This is a genomic window from Carboxylicivirga longa (assembly GCF_050589825.1).
GTDB lineage: Bacteria > Bacteroidota > Bacteroidia > Bacteroidales > Marinilabiliaceae > Carboxylicivirga > Carboxylicivirga longa.
The window spans coordinates 182,304-200,989 of sequence record NZ_JBNGOZ010000001.1; the positions used below are offsets into that span (position 1 = coordinate 182,304).

17 protein-coding genes are annotated in these 18,686 nt (G+C 45.1%); 9 read left to right on the plus strand and 8 right to left on the minus strand.

The window, feature by feature from the left end; translation table 11 throughout:
* Positions 1–248: 248 nt before the first annotated feature.
* Entirely contained in the window at positions 249–2,384 is a 2,136-nt protein-coding gene (locus tag ACRD7A_RS00735) for a glycoside hydrolase family 97 protein (protein WP_430809420.1), read from the plus strand.
* Positions 2,385–2,504: 120 nt separating this feature from the next.
* On the plus strand, positions 2,505–2,726 hold the full coding sequence (locus ACRD7A_RS00740) for a putative signal transducing protein (protein WP_430809421.1): 222 nt from the start codon (positions 2,505–2,507) through the stop codon (positions 2,724–2,726).
* A 113-nt stretch (positions 2,727–2,839) separates the two neighbouring features.
* Here the strand turns inward: ACRD7A_RS00740 and ACRD7A_RS00745 are convergent, their stop codons facing one another.
* The 5 genes from ACRD7A_RS00745 to trxA (ACRD7A_RS00765) all read right to left on the minus strand — a co-directional run bounded on the left by ACRD7A_RS00745 (position 2,840) and on the right by trxA (ACRD7A_RS00765) (position 8,139).
* Positions 2,840–5,308, minus strand: a complete 2,469-nt coding sequence (locus ACRD7A_RS00745) for a TonB-dependent receptor (protein WP_430809422.1) — start codon at positions 5,306–5,308, stop codon at positions 2,840–2,842.
* A gap of 307 nt (positions 5,309–5,615) precedes the next feature.
* On the minus strand, positions 5,616–6,281 hold the full coding sequence (locus ACRD7A_RS00750; protein WP_430809423.1) for a thiamine phosphate synthase: 666 nt from the start codon (positions 6,279–6,281) through the stop codon (positions 5,616–5,618).
* 73 nt (positions 6,282–6,354) lie between these two features.
* Entirely contained in the window at positions 6,355–6,963 is a 609-nt protein-coding gene (locus tag ACRD7A_RS00755; protein WP_430809424.1) for a thiamine phosphate synthase, read from the minus strand.
* Between the two features lie 235 nt (positions 6,964–7,198).
* Positions 7,199–7,663, minus strand: coding sequence for a thioredoxin (trxA, locus tag ACRD7A_RS00760; RefSeq protein WP_430809425.1), 465 nt, complete (start codon positions 7,661–7,663; stop codon positions 7,199–7,201).
* A 116-nt stretch (positions 7,664–7,779) separates the two neighbouring features.
* Entirely contained in the window at positions 7,780–8,139 is a 360-nt protein-coding gene (trxA, locus tag ACRD7A_RS00765; protein ID WP_430809426.1) for a thioredoxin, read from the minus strand.
* A gap of 153 nt (positions 8,140–8,292) precedes the next feature.
* On the opposite strand from trxA (ACRD7A_RS00765), the gene ACRD7A_RS00770 reads away from it, so the two are divergent.
* Genes ACRD7A_RS00770 through ACRD7A_RS00780 form a run of 3 tightly spaced genes read left to right on the plus strand, consistent with a single transcriptional unit; the run spans position 8,293 to position 11,084 of the window.
* A complete protein-coding gene (locus tag ACRD7A_RS00770; protein ID WP_430809427.1) occupies positions 8,293–9,723 on the plus strand; it encodes a CCA tRNA nucleotidyltransferase in 1,431 nt (476 codons plus the stop codon).
* Positions 9,724–10,227 carry a TrmH family RNA methyltransferase gene (locus tag ACRD7A_RS00775; protein WP_430809428.1) on the plus strand — a complete coding sequence of 168 codons (504 nt, stop codon included), beginning with the start codon at positions 9,724–9,726 and terminating at the stop codon, positions 10,225–10,227.
* Positions 10,228–10,274: 47 nt separating this feature from the next.
* Positions 10,275–11,084, plus strand: coding sequence for an SDR family oxidoreductase (locus tag ACRD7A_RS00780; RefSeq protein WP_430809429.1), 810 nt, complete (start codon positions 10,275–10,277; stop codon positions 11,082–11,084).
* Positions 11,085–11,150: 66 nt separating this feature from the next.
* Here ACRD7A_RS00780 and ACRD7A_RS00785 read toward each other — a convergent pair whose 3' ends face one another.
* The 3 genes from ACRD7A_RS00785 to ACRD7A_RS00795 all read right to left on the minus strand — a co-directional run bounded on the left by ACRD7A_RS00785 (position 11,151) and on the right by ACRD7A_RS00795 (position 14,171).
* Positions 11,151–11,762: a fumarylacetoacetate hydrolase family protein gene (locus ACRD7A_RS00785; RefSeq protein ID WP_430809430.1), complete on the minus strand. Its 612-nt coding sequence runs from the start codon at positions 11,760–11,762 to the stop codon at positions 11,151–11,153.
* Positions 11,763–11,772: 10 nt separating this feature from the next.
* Positions 11,773–12,540, minus strand: a complete 768-nt coding sequence (locus ACRD7A_RS00790; RefSeq protein ID WP_430809431.1) for an exonuclease domain-containing protein — start codon at positions 12,538–12,540, stop codon at positions 11,773–11,775.
* A 74-nt stretch (positions 12,541–12,614) separates the two neighbouring features.
* Positions 12,615–14,171, minus strand: coding sequence for a hypothetical protein (locus tag ACRD7A_RS00795; RefSeq protein ID WP_430809432.1), 1,557 nt, complete (start codon positions 14,169–14,171; stop codon positions 12,615–12,617).
* A 167-nt stretch (positions 14,172–14,338) separates the two neighbouring features.
* On the opposite strand from ACRD7A_RS00795, the gene ACRD7A_RS00800 reads away from it, so the two are divergent.
* The 4 genes from ACRD7A_RS00800 (at position 14,339) to ACRD7A_RS00815 (ending at position 18,602) form a co-directional block, all read left to right on the plus strand.
* The gene (locus ACRD7A_RS00800; protein WP_430809433.1) at positions 14,339–15,079 is read left to right on the plus strand and encodes a superoxide dismutase; all 741 of its coding nucleotides are present in this window, start codon (positions 14,339–14,341) and stop codon (positions 15,077–15,079) included.
* A 78-nt stretch (positions 15,080–15,157) separates the two neighbouring features.
* Positions 15,158–15,760: a glutathione-regulated potassium-efflux system oxidoreductase KefF gene (gene kefF / locus ACRD7A_RS00805; RefSeq protein ID WP_430809434.1), complete on the plus strand. Its 603-nt coding sequence runs from the start codon at positions 15,158–15,160 to the stop codon at positions 15,758–15,760.
* Between the two features lie 14 nt (positions 15,761–15,774).
* On the plus strand, positions 15,775–17,664 hold the full coding sequence (locus ACRD7A_RS00810) for a monovalent cation:proton antiporter-2 (CPA2) family protein (RefSeq protein ID WP_430809435.1): 1,890 nt from the start codon (positions 15,775–15,777) through the stop codon (positions 17,662–17,664).
* A gap of 146 nt (positions 17,665–17,810) precedes the next feature.
* Positions 17,811–18,602, plus strand: a complete 792-nt coding sequence (locus ACRD7A_RS00815; protein WP_430809436.1) for a DUF4382 domain-containing protein — start codon at positions 17,811–17,813, stop codon at positions 18,600–18,602.
* Positions 18,603–18,686 lie beyond the last annotated feature (84 nt).

An 18,686-nucleotide genomic window follows, 5' to 3' on the forward strand; every position in this document is an offset into this window, starting at 1 on the left:
TTGCAAACGTTTGCTATCTGCTGCTATAAAATATTTTAGGTGTCTTAATTAATAATTTCAGTAAAGCATTCATGTGTCTATGTATCTGTTTGGCAGTGTATTAATGATCCTTGCCGTGCCTCGTTTAAGCTTTTTTGCCTGAGAGTGAGGTGCTGTTGAGAAGCCTAATCACCTCAATGTATTTATTTTTGGGGTAATTTATCAAGGTGATAAATAAAGTAATAGAGCTAATTTAAATATTCCAGTATATGAAGAAGTTATTTGTTCTGCAGTTACTATTAATGATGGGCTTTGGGCTTTTTGCCGAAGTACTGACATCGCCCGGAGGCACATTAAGAATGAACTTTTCTGTAAAAGAGGGCAAGCCTGTTTATTGGCTGGAGCGAGGTAGTAAAATGGTGATTAAACCTAGTTACCTGGGGCTGGAGCTAAAAGATGCCACTGATCTGATGGATGGTTTTGAGCTGACGGATGTGGAAACATCCAGTATTGATGATACCTGGCAACCTGTGTGGGGCGAGTGGAAGAGCATTCGTAACCATTACAACGAGATGGCCGCTACCCTAACGCAAGTAGAAACGGGTCGTCAGCTGCTGTTGCGTTTTCGCCTGTTTGACGATGGACTGGGCTTTCGTTATGAATTTCCGGAGCAAGATAACATGACGCATTTTGTAATTAAGGAAGAGCGTACGCAGTTTGCCATGGCCGGTGACCATACGGCTTTTTGGATACCGGGTGATTACGATACCCAGGAGTATGATTATACCGAGTCGCGTTTAAGCGAAATTCGCGGGCTCATGGACAAGGCTATCACGCCCAATGCTTCCCAAACGCCTTTTTCGGATACGGGCGTACAAACGGCTTTGATGATGAAGAGTGACGATGGCCTTTACATCAACCTGCATGAGGCAGCCCTGATTGAGTATGCCTGCATGCATCTTGAGCTGGATGATGAAAATTTGGTTTTTGAATCGTACTTAACACCTGATGTTCGTGGTGATAAGGGCTATCTTCAGGCTCCCTGTACTTCGCCCTGGCGCACGGTGATTGTTAGCGATGATGCCGCCGATATACTCATGTCGAACATTACTCTGAATCTGAATGAGCCTTGCGCTTATGAAGATGTGTCGTGGATTACACCCGTGAAATACATTGGTGTATGGTGGGAGATGATTACCGGCAAGGGAAGTTGGGCTTATACCGATTTGCCAAGTGTGAAGCTGGGAGAGACGGATTATTCCAAGACGGTGCCCAATGGTAAACATTCAGCTAATAACAGCAAGGTGAAGCGTTATATTGATTTTGCTTCCGAACATGGTTTTGATGCTGTGCTGGTAGAGGGCTGGAACGAAGGCTGGGAAGACTGGTTTGATAAGTCAAAAGATTATGTGTTTGACTTTGTAACACCCTATCCTGACTTTGATGTGGCCATGCTACGCGATTATGCCAAGAGCAAAGGAGTGCGCCTTATGATGCATCACGAGACTTCGAGCTCGGTGCGTAATTATGAGCGTCATATTGATAAGGCCTATCAATTTATGGTGGATAATAACTACAACTCGGTGAAGAGTGGTTATGTGGGCGATATTTTGCCACGCGGTGAGTATCATTACGGGCAATGGATGGTGAATCACTATCAGTATGCCCTTGAGAAAGCAGCAGCGTACAAAATTATGGTGAATGCCCACGAGGCGGTGCGCCCAACAGGTCTGTGTCGTACCTATCCTAACCTGATTGGCAATGAGAGTGCCCGGGGGACTGAGTATGAGTCTTTCGGTGGTAATAATGTGAATCATACTACTATTCTGCCGTTTACACGCTTGATTGGCGGACCTATGGATTATACACCGGGCATTTTCGAAACCGATGTAAGTCAGTATAATCCCGATAATGGCTCTCGTGTACGCAGCACCATTGCGCGTCAGCTGGCGCTGTATGTTACCATGTACAGTCCTTTGCAAATGGCAGCCGACCTGCCGGAGACCTATGCCAAGCACCTGGATGCTTTTCAGTTTATTAAAGATGTAGCATTGGATTGGGATGATACGCGTGTGTTAGAGGCCGAACCGGGTCGCTATATTACCTATGCCCGCAAGGAAAAAGGAAGTGACAAGTGGTTTGTTGGGTCCACGAATGGGGATGAGGTGCGTAATTCCAGTGTGCGTTTCAACTTTTTGGAGAGCGGTAAGAAATACATAGCTACCGTATATGCCGATGCCAAAGATGCCCATTGGGAAACGAATCCTAAGGCTTACGAGATAAGTAAATATGTGGTAAGCAGTAAATCTAAGCTATCGCAGCACTGTGCCTCGGGTGGTGGTTATGCCATTAGTCTGACGCCGGTGATAAATAAGAAAGAGATGAAAGGGCTTAAGCGCCTTTAAATCTGCTAGTCCCAACTTTGTTTGTAGTTGGGTCTTCCCAATTGATTGTGAACCTTCTTTGCTGCGGCGAGGAAGGTTTTCTTATATTGCATCAGTCAAACTAAATTTTAAAAATGAACTATGGAAAAGGATAGCAAATTAACTACTGTATTTGAGGGGTCACCCATGGAAGCGGCGATGCTCTGTGAGGTGTTGATTGATCAGGGCATTGAAGCCACGCAAAGTAACGCATTAATGGGATCCATTGCCCCACACATTGTGCCGGATGTTAAGGTAATGGTGTTGGAGAAAGATAAGGAAAAGGCCCTGCTATGGGTTGAAGAATTTAAAAAGAGTAAATGAGGTAAATGTCTTCGCTCTTATAATGTTTTTTTCCTTGATTGACATTAGGCTGCTGGGGTATAAAAAAGCCCGCATCGATGTGATGCGGGCAAGGAGTATATAGCTTTTTTTGTTTAGAATCGCATTCCCAGGCGCAGCATAAAGTTGGTACCTGCCTGTGTAAAGTAACCATCCAGTACATCGTGTTCCCCGGCGTAGTAATAGCGGTACACCCAGGCGTTAGACTCGTACTCGGCATTGAATAGGTTGTTTACTTTAAGTCCCAGGTTAAAGTTGCCCACCGATGAAATGGTGAAGTCATAGTTCACCAGCAGGTCATTCACAAACCAGGCATCCAGTTTCCGCTCATCGTTGGAGGTGTTGTCGATGTATTGTTCACCCACATATTTGCTCATGAGTGATAGCGTAAGGTCTTTGGCCGGCATCCAGCTGATGTTACTCGCTGCTGTTATGCTTGGCGAAAAGGCAATGTCTGTCTTACCCAGCTCATTAACAATCTGCAGTTGATTATCTGGTCCCGCAGGCAGATCCCAGTCGAAAGACCAGTTGTCTACATATTCGGTGAAGTTCTTAATCTTGTTAAGCGAAAAAGCGGCATTGAGTGTCCAGCTGAGCTTGGGTAGTAACTTAAAGCCTCCTTCGGCTTCGATACCGGCACGGTAACTCTCCGGTACATTTGTCATAATGGCAGCACCCACATTATTGATTTCACCCGTTAGCACCAGCTGATCTTTGTATTGCATGTAATAGCCATTCAGCGCTAAATAGGCTTTCTCGCGCATGTATTCATAGCCCAGCTCCCAGTCGTACAGTGTTTCATGTTCAGGCATTTGATTGGCCGGGGCATCTCTGAAGTCGCTGCGCGAGGGTTCACGCTGTGCCATGGCAAAAGAGGCAAAAAGACGTTGGTGTTGGTTAATCTGAAAATTAACCCCTGCCTTGGGATTCACAAAGTTAAACGAATGGCTTTGCGCTAAGTCGGCATTGTCATCGTGGGTGCCACTCATGGTATAATCAATATGGCGGTACTGCACATCGCCATAGAGCCAAATATTATCCATAACAGCGTAGCTTGCTTTTACATAGCTGTTAAAATCCTTCTTGGTTCCGTTGTTAAAATACCACTGATGGTTATGGGGGATGCCGGCATTGTGCTCGCTCCAGATGATGTTACCATAATGATCGCCGTCGTAGTGGTTATAGGCACCGCCAATAATTAATTCAAGGCGGTCGTTGCTGTAAATGCCTGAAGCCGTGGCACCGTAGAAATCATTATCCAGCCATTTGCGCTGTATCATATCCGATTTACGCACCGTATCGTTACCTTCGTAAACAATGTAATCGAAGTTCAGATTATAGTCTTCAAATTTACGGCCGTCTTTAAACGACTCGTAGTGTCCCTTGCCCCTTGTGTAGTGCAGGGCGGCTGTCACGTCCCAGTGCTCGCCGGCCTCGTGAGCGAAGTGCAGCTGGTAATGATCCTGCTGATAATTATCGGTTTGATTCTCGTACAGGTATTTATTAAAAGTACGGGCATCTGAATTATACAGGTTCTCGGCTTCGGCATCGGTCCAGCCATCCATCATTACCAGTTTTTCCATGCCGGCACGGTCGTTTTCCAGCTTTACCTTGGGCACGCCGTTCCAGGCCTGATAGGTCTTTTCCTTACCCGAGAAGGTGATGAATTTAAGGGTGGTTTTCTCGCCATAGTAACCGCCCGAGAAATAATAGGATTTCAGGTCGGCTGTGGCACGATCGATAAAGCCATCGGACTTGATGCGCGAGAGGCGCAAATCGAAGGCAATGTTGTTTTTCAGCAGGCCGGTTGATACGGCCACCGAGTTCTTCATGCTGTTAAATGAACCATAGCTGTTATCCACAAAAGCCATGGTCTCAGCCGCTGAGTTCAGAGTATTCAGGTTCACCGAGGCGCCAAAGGAAGCAGCACCGTTGGTAGATGTACCCACGCCGCGCTGCACTTGTAGCTTATCCACCGAAGCGGCAAAGTCGGGCATGTTCACCCAGAATAAGCCTTGCGACTCGGCGTCGTTCATGGGTATGCCGTTCACCGTAATATTGATGCGGGTGATGTCGGTACCACGGATGCGAAGTCCTGTGTAACCCACGCCGGCACCTGCATCAGAGGTGGTTACCACGCCCGGCATCTGATTGAGCAGGAAGGGAAGATCCTGGCCAAAATTTTGTTCCTGAATGGCTTCCGAGTCCATCTCGGAGGTAGCCACCGGCGCATTTTTATTGGCTCGGATGGCGGATACGATTACCTCGTCGGTCAGTACCGCAGCGGGTATGAGGGTGGCATTCAGGGTGCTACCCTCGGCCTTCAGTGTGCTTGTTTGATAGCCCACATAGGAGAAAACCAACTTGGGCGATGCTTCTTTTGTTACAATGTTGTAATTGCCGTTTTCATCGGTAACGGTACCTTTGTAAGAGTTGTGAATGATCACGTTAACACCCATCAGGGCTTCGCCGTTTTCATCGCTTACACGACCGTTGATTGTCGTTTGTGCCAATGCGCCCAATGTTAACATGGCGCTCAGCATAAATGCATAAAACCTCTTCATTTTTAAATCGCAGTTTAAGTAAATAACAAATACCGCAATGAGGATGTCATAGGAGATAACACTGTTCCCTTGCCAGCATTACCTGGCCAGGTTCGAAGGGTATAATCTCAGCCCGTAAGGGGCACCCCATTGGAATAGGCCGCAAACATAGATACTTAACAGCAATTATCAAAGAGTATTGATATCTTATTGTCTTTTTTTGATGGAAGTCATGTGTTTTATGGCTTGTCTGAATCAGAATAAGTTGTATTGTAAGTGTCTGGTTATTATTGTGATGAATTTATTGTAATGCGTATTGCTGAATGGTTTAAAAAAGTTTACCCCAGTTGGCCGAGCTACATCTGCCTATTTTTTCAAGTAGTTCCAGCGTTAGTGCGCCCGGCTGTTCACTTTGCGCCAGGTAGGAGTCGAAGGCCACGCCGTGAATACCGATATCAAAAAGGGGCTTTACATCATCAGGTACCAGGCCGCCAAATGCTATAATGGGAGTGGTAATGCCTGCTGCCTTGCATTGACTGAGGATGCTTTGATATTCCTCGACACTCAACGGAGCGTCCTGCGTGCTTTTTGTTGGGTCAATGCGATGTGGTCCCAGATGGATGTAATCAAGGCCTGCCTCGTGTAGCTGCTGAACTTCGGCAAAGGAGTTAGCGCTTGCGCCCAGGATGGCTTGCGGACCTAGTATTTCACGGGCTTTGTTTGGCTGCATGTCTTTCATGTCTAAATGAACGCCGTCAGCTCCTAATTTGGCTGCCAGCTCCACGTTGTTGTCTATAATCAGTGTTGCACCATTATCCATGCAAAAGCGGAGGGCTTCAATGGTCACCTGTTCTTTTTCCTTAAGCGAAGCCTCTGGCATGCGCAGCTGCACCCAATTGCCACCGCCCAGCACTATGGCTTTTATTTGTTCCATATAGCTGTAGTTGCAGGGGGTGGTAATGTAGTGGAGTCGTGATATGTTCTTTTTTTGCATTGTGTGTTAATTAATGATTTATAATGTGGCAGTAGTCTGCCAAGGGTGTCTTGCCACTATGGTGCTTATAGGATTATTGCCATTTTTCAGCTACCATTGTGTATCGTTCAACAAGTGTTTTTATGTCGTGGTCTTTCTCAAACTGTGCCCATAAGTAACCGTGCAAGGCTACGCCATCAAAGCCCATTTTACGGGCTGTTTCCACATTCTTATGATCGATGCCGCCAAGAGCCAATACAGGTACTTCATGTTCATGTGTCAGGTATTTTTTTAATACCTCATGGTCGATGGTTGGTCCATATCCTTCTTTTGATATGCTTTCGAATACCGGACTTAACAGCGCATAGCTAAATGCTGCACTCAGATTGATAAGTTCACTCATGGAGTGTACGGTAATGCTTTTGGGCAGTGACTTATGGCTATAGTCATCAATCAGATGTCGGTTATACGAAGTAAAATGAACCCCTTTTAAGCCTTTTCTTTCAACAATAGAAAGGTGGCTGTGCATAACAATGTTTTTGTGGTAGGCAGCATCTATGGCGTCAATAAAGGTCACCATATCGGTCTCCTTGAAGGTAGGTTTGCGCAAGTGCAAGACTTGTAGGCCTGCAGAAAATAGTGCGTTAATGGCTTCTGTTTCGTGAGCCAGTTTTGATGGATAACAGATTACAATTGGTTTCATGATATTGATTTTTAGTTCAATATAAATATTCCCCCTTAACTTGGCTGGGAGTATGGTTTTTAACGCATTTATCTGTTTAGTTATGTTTTAGTTTGGCTGTTTTCCGGTTTTCTGCCTGCATAAACTTGTCTAGGGTAGGCTGAATATTCCCAAAAGTACGAGAAATATAAGGCTGTAAACAAAAAAAACCGAAGAAAATATCTTCGGCTTCTTTATGATGATAGGTTTCAGTATTTTACTTTTCAACCTTAAGTATCTCACTAATCATCGTTTCCAAATCGCTTTGCGAACGAAAGCCCATAGCGGCCTGAGGCTCACCCTTAAGGGGTACAAAAACAATGGTTGGCAGGCTTCTGATGCCAAATGTGGCAGCCAATTCCTTTTGCCTGTCGGTGTCGATCTTATAAATCTGTACCTTGCCGTTGTATTCTTTTTGTATTTTGTCCAATACCGGCGATAGCATTTTACAGGGGCCACACCAGTCGGCATAAAAATCCAGAATGGCCGGCACATCACCCTTGTAATCCCACTCCGAACCGCTTTCGTAGTTGAATACTTTTTCTTTAAAGGTATCGGCATTCAAATAGATAACAGCGTTCTCCTCCTTCACCTTCTCATCACTCATGGATGATGCTTCAGTTTGAAAACCAACAGCTGTAAGTAATAATGTTCCGCCGATGAGTAATAATAACTTTTTCATGATCTAATACTTCAAATGATTTCTAAATGTAAAACGCAATTACCATGCCTTGGGTTTGTTAAAAAGTAGGCATTAACAGGGTTTTAACAACTTGTTGCAACCCTGTTGTCATCGCATTACTTTTCTACCTTTAGTACATCTTTAAAGGCACGTATAAAGGTGTCCTTGGGAAGGGCTCCTTGTGCCATTTGTGGCTGACCATCCTGCGGAATAAATAAAATGGAAGGAATGCTTTGAATGCCAAAGGCACCGGCAAGTTCGCGCTCGGCCTCAGTATCTACTTTGTAAATATCTATTTTGCCGTCAAATTCGCTGGCCAGCTCATCCAGTATGGGTGCTACCATTTTACAGGGACCACACCAATCGGCATAAAAATCAATAACCGCCGGCTTGTTACCTTCGAATTTCCAGTCTTTACTATCAGCGTAATTGAAAACTTTTTCTTTAAATGTTTCGTTGGTTAAGTGTTGTACCATGATGTTTATTTTTTATTTATGAATACTGCAAAGATAATACATTTCTAAATATCTACAAATGTATATGTATTCATGAAACAAGTATTATGCCAAAAGCTATATCTGCCAAAAATGGTAAAAAAGCCGTATTAATATTGTAATTTTGTCAGCAATATGAGAGAAGAAGTACAAAAAAGGGTTGATAAAAGTCTGAATCACCTTGTTTTTCATACAATAAGCGCTGTAAGTGAAGAATTAAACCGTCCGGCTTTCGTAATTGGCGGTTTTGTGCGCGATTTATATTTAAACCGTCCTTCGAAAGATATTGATGTGGTGGTGTTAGGTAGTGGCATTGAGGTGGCCGAGCAGGTGGCGAAAAAGCTGGGGGGTCTGCGCCTTACTGTTTTTAAGAATTTTGGAACGGCTATGTTGCGCTACCGCGACTTAGAGGTGGAGTTTGTGGGTGCACGTAAGGAGTCGTATCAGCGCAATTCGCGTAAACCCATTGTGGAGGATGGCAGCCTTGAAGATGATCAGAACCGGCGTGATTTTACTATTAATGCACTGGCGCTATCGCTCAATAAGAAGGATTATGGCGCTTTAGTGGATCCTTTCGATGGTATAACAGATTTGCAAAAGGGGATTATCCGCACACCGCTGGATCCCGACATTACCTTCTCTGACGATCCGTTGCGCATGATGCGTGCCATACGTTTTGCAACGCAACTGAATTTTCGTATCGATGATAAAACCATGCAGGGCATTAAGGCACAGAAGGAACGTATTGAGATTGTTTCGGGCGAGCGCATTGCCGATGAGCTGAATAAGATGGTGATGGCCGATCGACCTTCGATTGGTTTTAAGCTGCTTGAGATGACCGGTTTGTTAAAGATTATCTTTCCGGAGTTACAGGCTATGAAGGGGGTCGATAAGGTAGATGGACGTGCCCATAAGGATAATTTTTATCATACACTGGAGGTGCTCGACCGTATTGTGCCCAATACCGATAATTTGTGGTTGCGATGGTCGGCTATCCTGCACGATATTGCCAAGCCGCGTACCAAGCGATACGATAAAAAAACGGGCTGGACCTTTCATAATCATAACTTTATTGGCACCAAAATGATACCCAAGATTTTTGGTCGTATGAAGCTGCCGCTCAATGAAAAAATGAAATACGTACAGAAAATGGTAGGCTTGCATATGCGCCCTATTGTGCTGAGCGAGGATGTGGTAAGTGACTCTGCGGTGCGGCGTCTGCTCTTTGAGGCTGGCGATGATATTGATGATCTGATGACCCTTTGCGAGGCCGATATTACCTCGAAAAATGAGGCCAAGGTGAAGCGATACATGCGAAACTTTAAGGTGGTGCGCCAAAAGCTAAAGGAGATAGAAGAGAAGGATCATATTCGTAATTTCCAACCGCCGGTAACCGGGGAAGTTATTATGGAAACCTTTGGACTGACGCCCTGCAAAGAGATAGGAGACTTGAAAGCCGCTATCAAAGAGGCCATTCTGGAGGGTGAAATTGGGAATAATTACGAAGAAGCCTTTGCCTTGATGTTGCAGAAAGGTGAAGACATGGGGCTGAAGCAGGTAAAGTAGATGACAGAGACGCATTCGAAATATTTTTTTGATGGCCGCCATCAGTGCGAGCTTGGCGAAGGGAGTGATGTGATTATTGTCACAGACGATTTTTCCACACCCGAGAATATTGGCAGCATTATACGGCTTGCTGCCAATGTCAATGCCTCGCAGGTAATGGTGGTAGGTAGTGAAGGATGTCGCCAAAGCAAAGTAAAAAAAACAGCCGGTGCTGCCCTGGGGCATGTGCAGGTCAGCTGGCTGGGGCAGGAGGACTTAAGGCTGCCGGAAGGTTATGACTTGGTGGCGCTGGAAACCGTAGAAGGTGCTAATGATTTGTTTGCTACTGATTTACCAAGTCGAATGGCACTGGTGTTGGGCAATGAAAAATATGGAATCTCAAGCCGTTTGCTGGCACAGTGTAAAAGGGCTGTTTATGTGCCCATGCCCGGTGCCATCAAATCCATGAATGTATCGCATGCCGCCTCGGTATGTTTGTTCGAATGGCTGCGCCGGCAGTTGTAGTAAAACACAAATATTTCGCTAATTTCACCGCGTAATTTTATATATGTATGCAAGATAAAGTAATAATAATAACCGGTGCCTCATCGGGCATTGGACTGGCCTGCGCCCGTGAATTTGCGCAGCGGGGCGCTAAGTTGGCTTTGGCCGCGCGTAGTGCCGAAAAATTGATTACCATTGAGCAGGAGCTTAAATCCAATGGCACCGAGGTGCTGTCTGTAAAGACTGATGTGAGTGCGGAGGAGGATTGTAAGCACCTGGTGAGTGAGACTTTGCGTGCTTATGGACGTATTGATGTATTGATTAATAATGCCGGTATCTCTATGCGGGCTGCTTTTGAAGATGTGGAGCTCAGCGTATTGAAGCAACTGATGGATGTTAATTTTTGGGGAACGGTTTATTGTACCAAGTATGCTTTGCCTGCCCTGCTTGAAAGTAAAGGCTCTGTGGTAGGCGTGTCATCCATCGCTGGCTTCATTGGTCTGCCGGGGCGCACCGGCTATTCGGCTTCCAAATTTGCCATGCATGGATTTTTAGAAACTATTCGTGTGGAGAACCTGAAGAAAGGTCTGCATGTGCTGATCGCAGCTCCAGGCTTCACCGCCTCTAATGTGCGCAAGGCTGCCCTTACGGCCACTGGTAGTAGCCAGGGTGAAACACCGCGCAAGGAAGAGAAAATGATGAGTGCCGAAGCGGTGGCGCGGCATATTGCCAATGCTGTTAAAAAGCGTAAGCGCACCCTGGTGCTCACTTTTGTTGAAGGCAAGCTTACAGTATTTTTGAGCAAATGGTGGCCGAAGCTAATTGATAAACTGAGCTACAATCACATGGCCAAAGAGCCCGATAGCCCTATAAAATAGGAAAATGAAGAGCATAAAGGGCCGCTGCAAAATTGTTTAGTTTGTGTAGCGGCCCTTTTTATATTTCTATTTCACCAGGAAATCAAACATCAATTCATCACCAATGTAGCCTTTCAGACGATCATTGATGGCCACAGGACCCACGCCAGCCGGTGTACCCGTATAGATTAGGTCACCAATCTTCATGGTAAAAAACTGTGATACATGGGCTATGATTTCGTCAATGGAAAAAATCATCTGCCCAGAGTTACCTTTCTGCACGGTTTCATCATTCTTCGTCAGGCTAAAGTTAATGTCATTCATGGCAGCAAACTGTGCCTTGTCTACAAAGCGTGACAAAACGGCCGATCCGTCAAAAGCTTTGGCCTTTTCCCAGGGCAGTCCTTTGCTTTTTAGTTTTGCCTGTAAATCGCGCGCGGTAAAATCAATTCCCAGCCCCACCTCGTCGTAATAGCGGTGAGCAAACTGCGGTGCTATGTTTTTACCAATGCGGTTAATGCGAATTACCAGCTCCACTTCGTGGTGAAATTCGGCCGCAAAATCGGGAATGAAAAAAGGCTTGTTCTTCAATAAAAGCGCTGAATCGGGTTTGGCAAATATCACCGGCTCTGAGGGCTTTGTGTTATTGAGTTCCTCAATATGCTCCACATAATTGCGCCCAACGCATAATATTTTCATCGTTTCTGATTTATTTATTAAAGTTTCGCAGCTTAATATTGGTCAGCACCTTCTTAGTGAACAGCGGGAAATCACCCTTCATCATCCAACCGTAATAAGCCGGATCTTTTTCCAGTACCTGCTCTACGCTTTTTCCTTTGTACTTACCAAAGTTAAATACCTCTTCGCCCTTATCGTTAAAAATGATGCGGCCGATAAAGTCAGCATTGCGGTTGAAGGATGAGAAATCGTTGAGAAACTCAATGCTATTTTCAAGTTCTTCGTAGCGATCGAGCTGTGCTTTTAGTACCTCGTACGTGGCTCTTGTGTCAGCCTCGGCCGAGTGCGCATTTTCTAAATCCTTATCGCAGTAGAACTTATAGGCGGCTCCCAGTGTGCGTTTCTCCATCTTGTGAAAGATTGTTTGAACATCCACAAATTTGCGTTTCTTCATGTCAAAATCAATTTCGGCACGCAAAAACTCCTCGGCCAGTAGCGGCACATCAAACTTATTGGAGTTAAAACCGGCAATGTCGCAGCCTTCAATTATTTTGCACAGCGTCTTGCCCAATTCTTTAAAGGTAGGCGCGTCTTTCACATCTTCATCGTAGATGCCATGAATTTCAGAGGTGACCTTGGGGATGGGCATCTCCGGATTCACCTTATAGCAGTATGATTCTTCCGATCCATCCAGGTTGATTTTTAAAATAGCAATTTCCACAATGCGGTCCTTGGAGATATTGATACCGGTTGTTTCCAGGTCGAAAAATACAATGGGATTTTTAAGATGAAGATCCATAGTTTGTTATCGTTTTTTTAAATTTGTGAGCCACAAAAATAGCCAAAACAACGGTTTGTCGCATTATTTATCACTTATTTCAAGGTCATTTCTTTTTGCCGGGGAATGATCACCAGCCGTATGCGGTCGGCCACGGCTTCGTAGCGGTTGTCCGGAATAATTAGTTCGTGGACCAGGGGCTCAATGTTATCGTGCTGTATGTGTATGCGGTAAGCGCCGGCCGTGAGGGCCAGCACAAACTTTGCCGAATCGCGGCTTACTTGGTAGCGTCCCACCATATTATCCAGTGTGTCGGTTACTATTACATCAGGGCAAAAGCCGGGAATCACTCTTCTGCGTTCTTGTTTAAGGCGAATATCGCACTTAATTACCGCATTGTAAGGCTCCGTGTTGTTAAATACGACCTTATAAATGTCGTACTTGCCTTCGCCACCCGGCCGGATGGCCGAAACGTAGGCAAATCGCTTATCCTGAACCCAGGATATATTGTAGTTATCGTAAGTGTCGTTAATGGGGTAGCCCATATTTATTGGTTTTCCCCATTGCTTTTGTGTTGGATCCCAGTCCGCATAAAAAAGGTCATATCCGCCCATTGACTGTTCGTTGTCCGATGAAAAATACAGGCGTTGTCCATTAAGTGCCAGAACAGGAAAATTCTCATTGTAATTGGCTGAGTTAACGGCGCCGGGCAGCAGTCGTGCCTCGCCCCATTCGCCGGAAGGCAGCCTGATGGCATAATAAAGGTCGGTTAAACCGCTCTCGCTCTCCGAGGCAAACAGTATGGTGTCCTTTCCGGTCGTCATCCACACGCCATATTCGGCTCCTCTCGCATCGAGCGGTGGGCCAAAGTCGGCCATGGGTTCGAAGCGCAGGTTGCCTTTGTGGATGGCATAGCCCATGGTTTCGGCACCATCGCGATTATGAAAGGCAAAAAGCTGATTTCCATCGGGTGAGATACCCGCCACCATTTCGTCGTAAATAGAGTTTAGCTGCGAACCGATGGTTTTTCCTTTTTCAAAGTCCAACTTGTATTTTTGGGCCGCGCAAATGTTGTAATAATAGATGCCGGCATAGCTGTTATAGCGCTTGTCGGAAGAGTAGAAAAGCGTGTGCTCATCCTGTGTAATGAAGGGACTTACTTCATTGCGTCGGGTGTTGATGTGATTGCCGGGGTTAATGAATGTTACATCTATGGGCTGCTTTATTAAAGTTTGAGCATTGGCAATGTTAGCCTTCAGGGTAGTGGCCTGCTTCAGTGCCTCACTTTGTCCTGACAGGCACGGCAGTAAAGCGTTGAGTAGGGTTTCAGCCTTGCTGAACTCGTGGGCATGAAAAAGGGCTTGTGCTTTGTAAAGCAAGGCCTGCTCATCATTGGGTTTAAGTTTAAGTAAATGCTCAATGTAGGGCATGGCTTCCTCGCGCAGGGTGTTATCGCTAAGGTAGCAGTCAATAATTTTGTTTAACAGGTCTTTGTTGTCCTTATCTCTTCGCCACACACGGATATAGTCCTTGCGGGCTTTTTCGTAGTTAAAATATTTGTAGTACTTATCGGCACGTTGTTCGTACTTTTTTTGTGCCGGTGCCTGCAGACAGATAATTAGCAGGGCTAATAGTGTGAGTTTTGGCGTCATGATGAGATTCAGTTAGTGCATTAAAGTAAGCAATTTTTAACTGAATGATGCACATGATTTTGATAAAAGAATGCATCGTGTAAATGTGTGAGGAACAATTTTAATTTGGATTTGCCCCTGAACAAAGCCGTTTACATATTGTTTACAAGAAAAACGTACTACGCACTATGAAAAGACGACAATTTATTGGTTTAATTGGTGCCGGCACCATGGCTGCCTGCACAGGAGGGGCTAAAGGAGGAGCAAGCGCAAATAATAAAAAAGCCGTGAGTAAAGCACCTATTTCAGGTCACTTCTTTCCTGCTCTACCCTATAACTACGATGCATTGGAGCCCTATGTAGATGCAGAAACCATGGCCTTACATTACGATAAGCATCACAGAGGTTATTATAAGAAGTTTATGGCAGCCATCGATGGTATGTCCTTGGAGACGCAAAGTATGCCCGCCATTTTTAGTGAGGTTTCCAAGCATGGCGTAGCAGTGCGTAACAATGGGGGAGGGTATTACAATCATAATCTGTTCTGGGAAAATATGAGTCCAGCGGGAGGACAACCTTCTGCTAAACTCTTGAGTAAGCTGGTGAAGGACTTTAAATCATTCGATGGATTTAAGGATGCCTTTTCCAAAGCTGCCAAAACGCAGTTTGGTAGTGGCTGGGCCTGGCTAATTCTGAATGAACAAAAGGAACTTCAGGTAATTGCTACCCCAAATCAGGATAATCCGCTGATGGATATTGTGCCGCTCAAAGGTATTCCATTGCTTTGTATTGATGTATGGGAACATGCTTATTATCTTAATTATCAAAACAGAAGGGCCGATTATGTTGATGCGTTTTGGAAGGTTGTGAATTGGAAGGTAGTGAGTAAACGACTGGAGAAAGCCTTGAAAGGTGAATGGATAGGATAAGATGATTTTACATGAAAATTGCCGGAGCCCTTTTTGTCGAAAGGGCTTTTGTGTATTTTTATATCACAAATAATTGGCATGAAGAAGATTTTAATCATTTACGCACATCCCATTGAAACCAAGTCGAGGGTTAATCGGCGCATGATTGCGGCTGTTGAGTCAATGTCCAATGTAAGGGTTAATAAGCTTTACGAGAATTACCCTGATTTTTTTATTGATGTAAAGCATGAACAGAGCCTACTGGAGGAGCATGATGTTGTTGTGTGGCATCATCCTATGTATTGGTACAGTGGTCCGGCTTTGTTGAAGGAATGGTTTGATCTGGTGCTGGAGCATGGCTTTGCCTATGGCAAGGAAGGCAACTTTTTGAAAGGAAAATGGGCAATTAATTGTGTTACCACAGGGGGACGCGCCGCCTCTTATCAGGCAGGTGGTGTAAATCGCTTTCCGGTGCGTCAGTTTTTGTTACCCTTCGATCAGTCTGCTACTTTGTGCAAAATGCGCTATTTGTCACCTTATATTGTGCATGGTGTTCATCTGCTGAATGAAAACAACATTAAGGAAGTGGTAGCAGATTATACCCGATTTATATCTTTTTTGCGTGATGAAGAGTGGCAGGAAGAGCAGATCAACAGGGAGGATAGTTTTAATATTTTTATGAGCCGCGGTAAGAAACAATAATTAAACACAGTAGTATGCATCTCGACGCCATATTTTTCCAAATAATGATTTACCTGCTGGCCGCCGTTGTGTCAGTACCATTGGCCAAAAAGGCGGGGCTGGGCTCGGTACTTGGTTACCTGATTGCCGGCATTCTGATTGGCCCTTTTGTGTTGGGGCTGGTGGGTAGCGAGGGTGAGGATGTGATGCACATTGCCGAGTTCGGTGTTGTGATCATGTTATTTATCGTCGGCCTAGAGCTGCACCCCGGCATGCTGTGGCGTATGAAGCGTCTTATCTTTGGTTTGGGCGGCATGCAAATTGGTTTTACCGCCCTGGTATTTGCCACCCTCACGGCTTTGTTTTGGCTGAATACGGCACAAGCCATTACCACTGGTTTAATCCTGGCCTTGTCATCTACCGCCATCGTATTACAGACACTCACCGAGAAGGGTATGTTGCAAACACGAGGAGGACGCCATAGTTTCTCAGTACTGCTGATGCAGGATATTTCCGTGGTTCCAATTTTTGCGATACTGGCTCTGCTGGCCACTCAGGTGGTGAAGGACACCGGCGTGATTAGCGATGCTCCCGAGGCGACAGAAAGTGGATGGCAGCAGTTGCTCATTATCATTGCTGCCGTGGGTACTATTATCGTAGGGGGGCGTTATCTGGCTCATTATATTTTTAAGCTGATTGCCGAAACGGGACTGCGTGAGCTATTTACGGCTACAGCCTTGCTTTTGGTCATTGGCATCGCTGTGTTTATGGATGCTGTAGGACTATCACCGGCCCTGGGTACCTTCCTGGCCGGTGTGGTTTTGGCCAATAGTGAATACCGTTATGAACTGGAGGATAACCTGGAGCCTTTTAAAGGCTTACTGTTAGGAGTCTTTTTTATTTCGGTAGGGGCAAGTATCAACTTCGACTTACTGATAGAGTATTGGGCGCTTATTTTACTAATACTTACAATTGTAGTAAGTGTTAAGCTGGTAATCTTGTTTTTACTGGGTAAGCTCTTTAAACTGCCCCTGTCGCATAATATGCTGTTTTCATTTAGTTTGGCACAGGCCGGAGAGTTTGGATTTGTGTTGATTACTTTTGCCTTGCAAAGTGCTATTTACGATGAGTTTACGGCGGGTGTGCTGCTCATTGTGGTAGCCCTTTCGATGCTTATTACGCCGGTGCTCTTTATTATCAATGAGCACCTTATACAGCCCCGGATACTGAAGGAAGTGAGTTTGGAGGCCGATGAGGTGGAAGATAATAACCACCCGGTTATTATTGCCGGCTTTGGACGTTTCGGTCAGGTGATGGGGCGTTTCCTGAATGCCAACGGCATTAAGCTCACCATTATTGATAATAACCCGCATAATGTTCAGTATCTAAAAAAGTTTGGTTACAAGGTGTATTTTGGCGATATGACCCGTAAAGAGATGCTTGAGGCCGCAGGTGCTGCCAAGGCCAAAGTGCTTGTGGTGACGATGAGTGAGCGACATCAGATTGATAAACTCGTAGGACTGGCCCAAAAGCATTATCCCAATCTTAAGCTAATCGTGCGTGCCGTTGATGTGGCGCACGAGCTGGCGCTTCAGAATATCGGGGTGATGGGGCATCGTCAGGCTATTTTTGACTCGGCCATTGAGTTGGGAACAAGTGCGTTGTCGGCCATCGGCTTTAGCCGGCATGAGAGTTACCGTTCGGCTCTTACTTTCAAGCACCTTGATAAGCGTTTTATGGCTAACTTGCAGCAGCGTTATTCCAAAGATGATCCTCATTTTCTGATGGAAACCCGCAAGTTCTCCGAGCATTTGGAGAATATACTTTTGATGCATCAGAAACACCCTTATCAGGAAATGGATTGTGCCTGGGATACCCAGTCGCGCATTGAGGAGGAGAAGGAAAATCAAAACATAGGAAAGTAGCAAAATGGTTTGCTGGAGGCAGATAAATGGGTTTATATGGGATAATTACTAAGTCTTACTGCGATTGTATTTTTGTGTTTTTGCTTATATTAGCCATTGGAAAACAATCATACGACTGTATTTACAGTCTTAAAAGACAATTACTTATGAATAAATTATTTTTCATTGCCTTGGTGGCATTGGCAACCCTTGCAGGGGCTTGTTCCGACAGCAACGATGAGCAGGCACGATTTAGTATTCGTTTAACGGATGCACCAGGAGATTATCAGGAAGTGTTAATTGATGTGCAGGAAGTACAGATCAATGTCTCGTCAGAAGATAGTGAAGGAGGATGGCAGACTTTGGAGAGTACACAAAGTGGTGTTTATAACCTTTTGGATTTTACAAACGGGATGGATACTTTACTGGTGGATGAATATTTACCAGCCGGTAAAATTTCGCAGATGCGTCTTGTTCTTGGCGACAATAATCAGGTAAAGATTGATGATGTTTATTATGATCTTGCTACGCCATCAGCGCAACAGTCCGGACTTAAGTTTAATATTCATGCTGATCTTAGCGCTGGTATTACCTATAAGCTATGGATCGATTTTGATGCCGGACGCTCGATTGTGAAAAAGGGTAATGGTGGTTATTCACTTAAGCCGGTTATCAGAACTTATACCGAAGCCACAAGTGGTGCTATCAAGGGAGTTGTATTGCCCGTTGAGGCAAAGCCCTACGTGATGGCTATTTCTGCCGAGAGCGATACTATCGGTACTTATGCCGATGTTGAGTCAGGGTTTTATCTGCTAAGCGGCCTGGAAGCCGGTACTTATAAAGTAAAATTTGAGCCTTCGGCAGAGTATGCTGAAAAAGAAATTGAAGGTGTTGCAGTACAAAATGGTTTGGTTACCGAAGTGGAAGCGGTAACACTTGAAACTGTTGTTGCGGAGTAGGCATTGATTCGTACAATTTATAGAATAACAAGCGGACCTTACAAGGCCCGCTTGTTTTATTAGCTGCCTAGCCAGGTTAGTTTA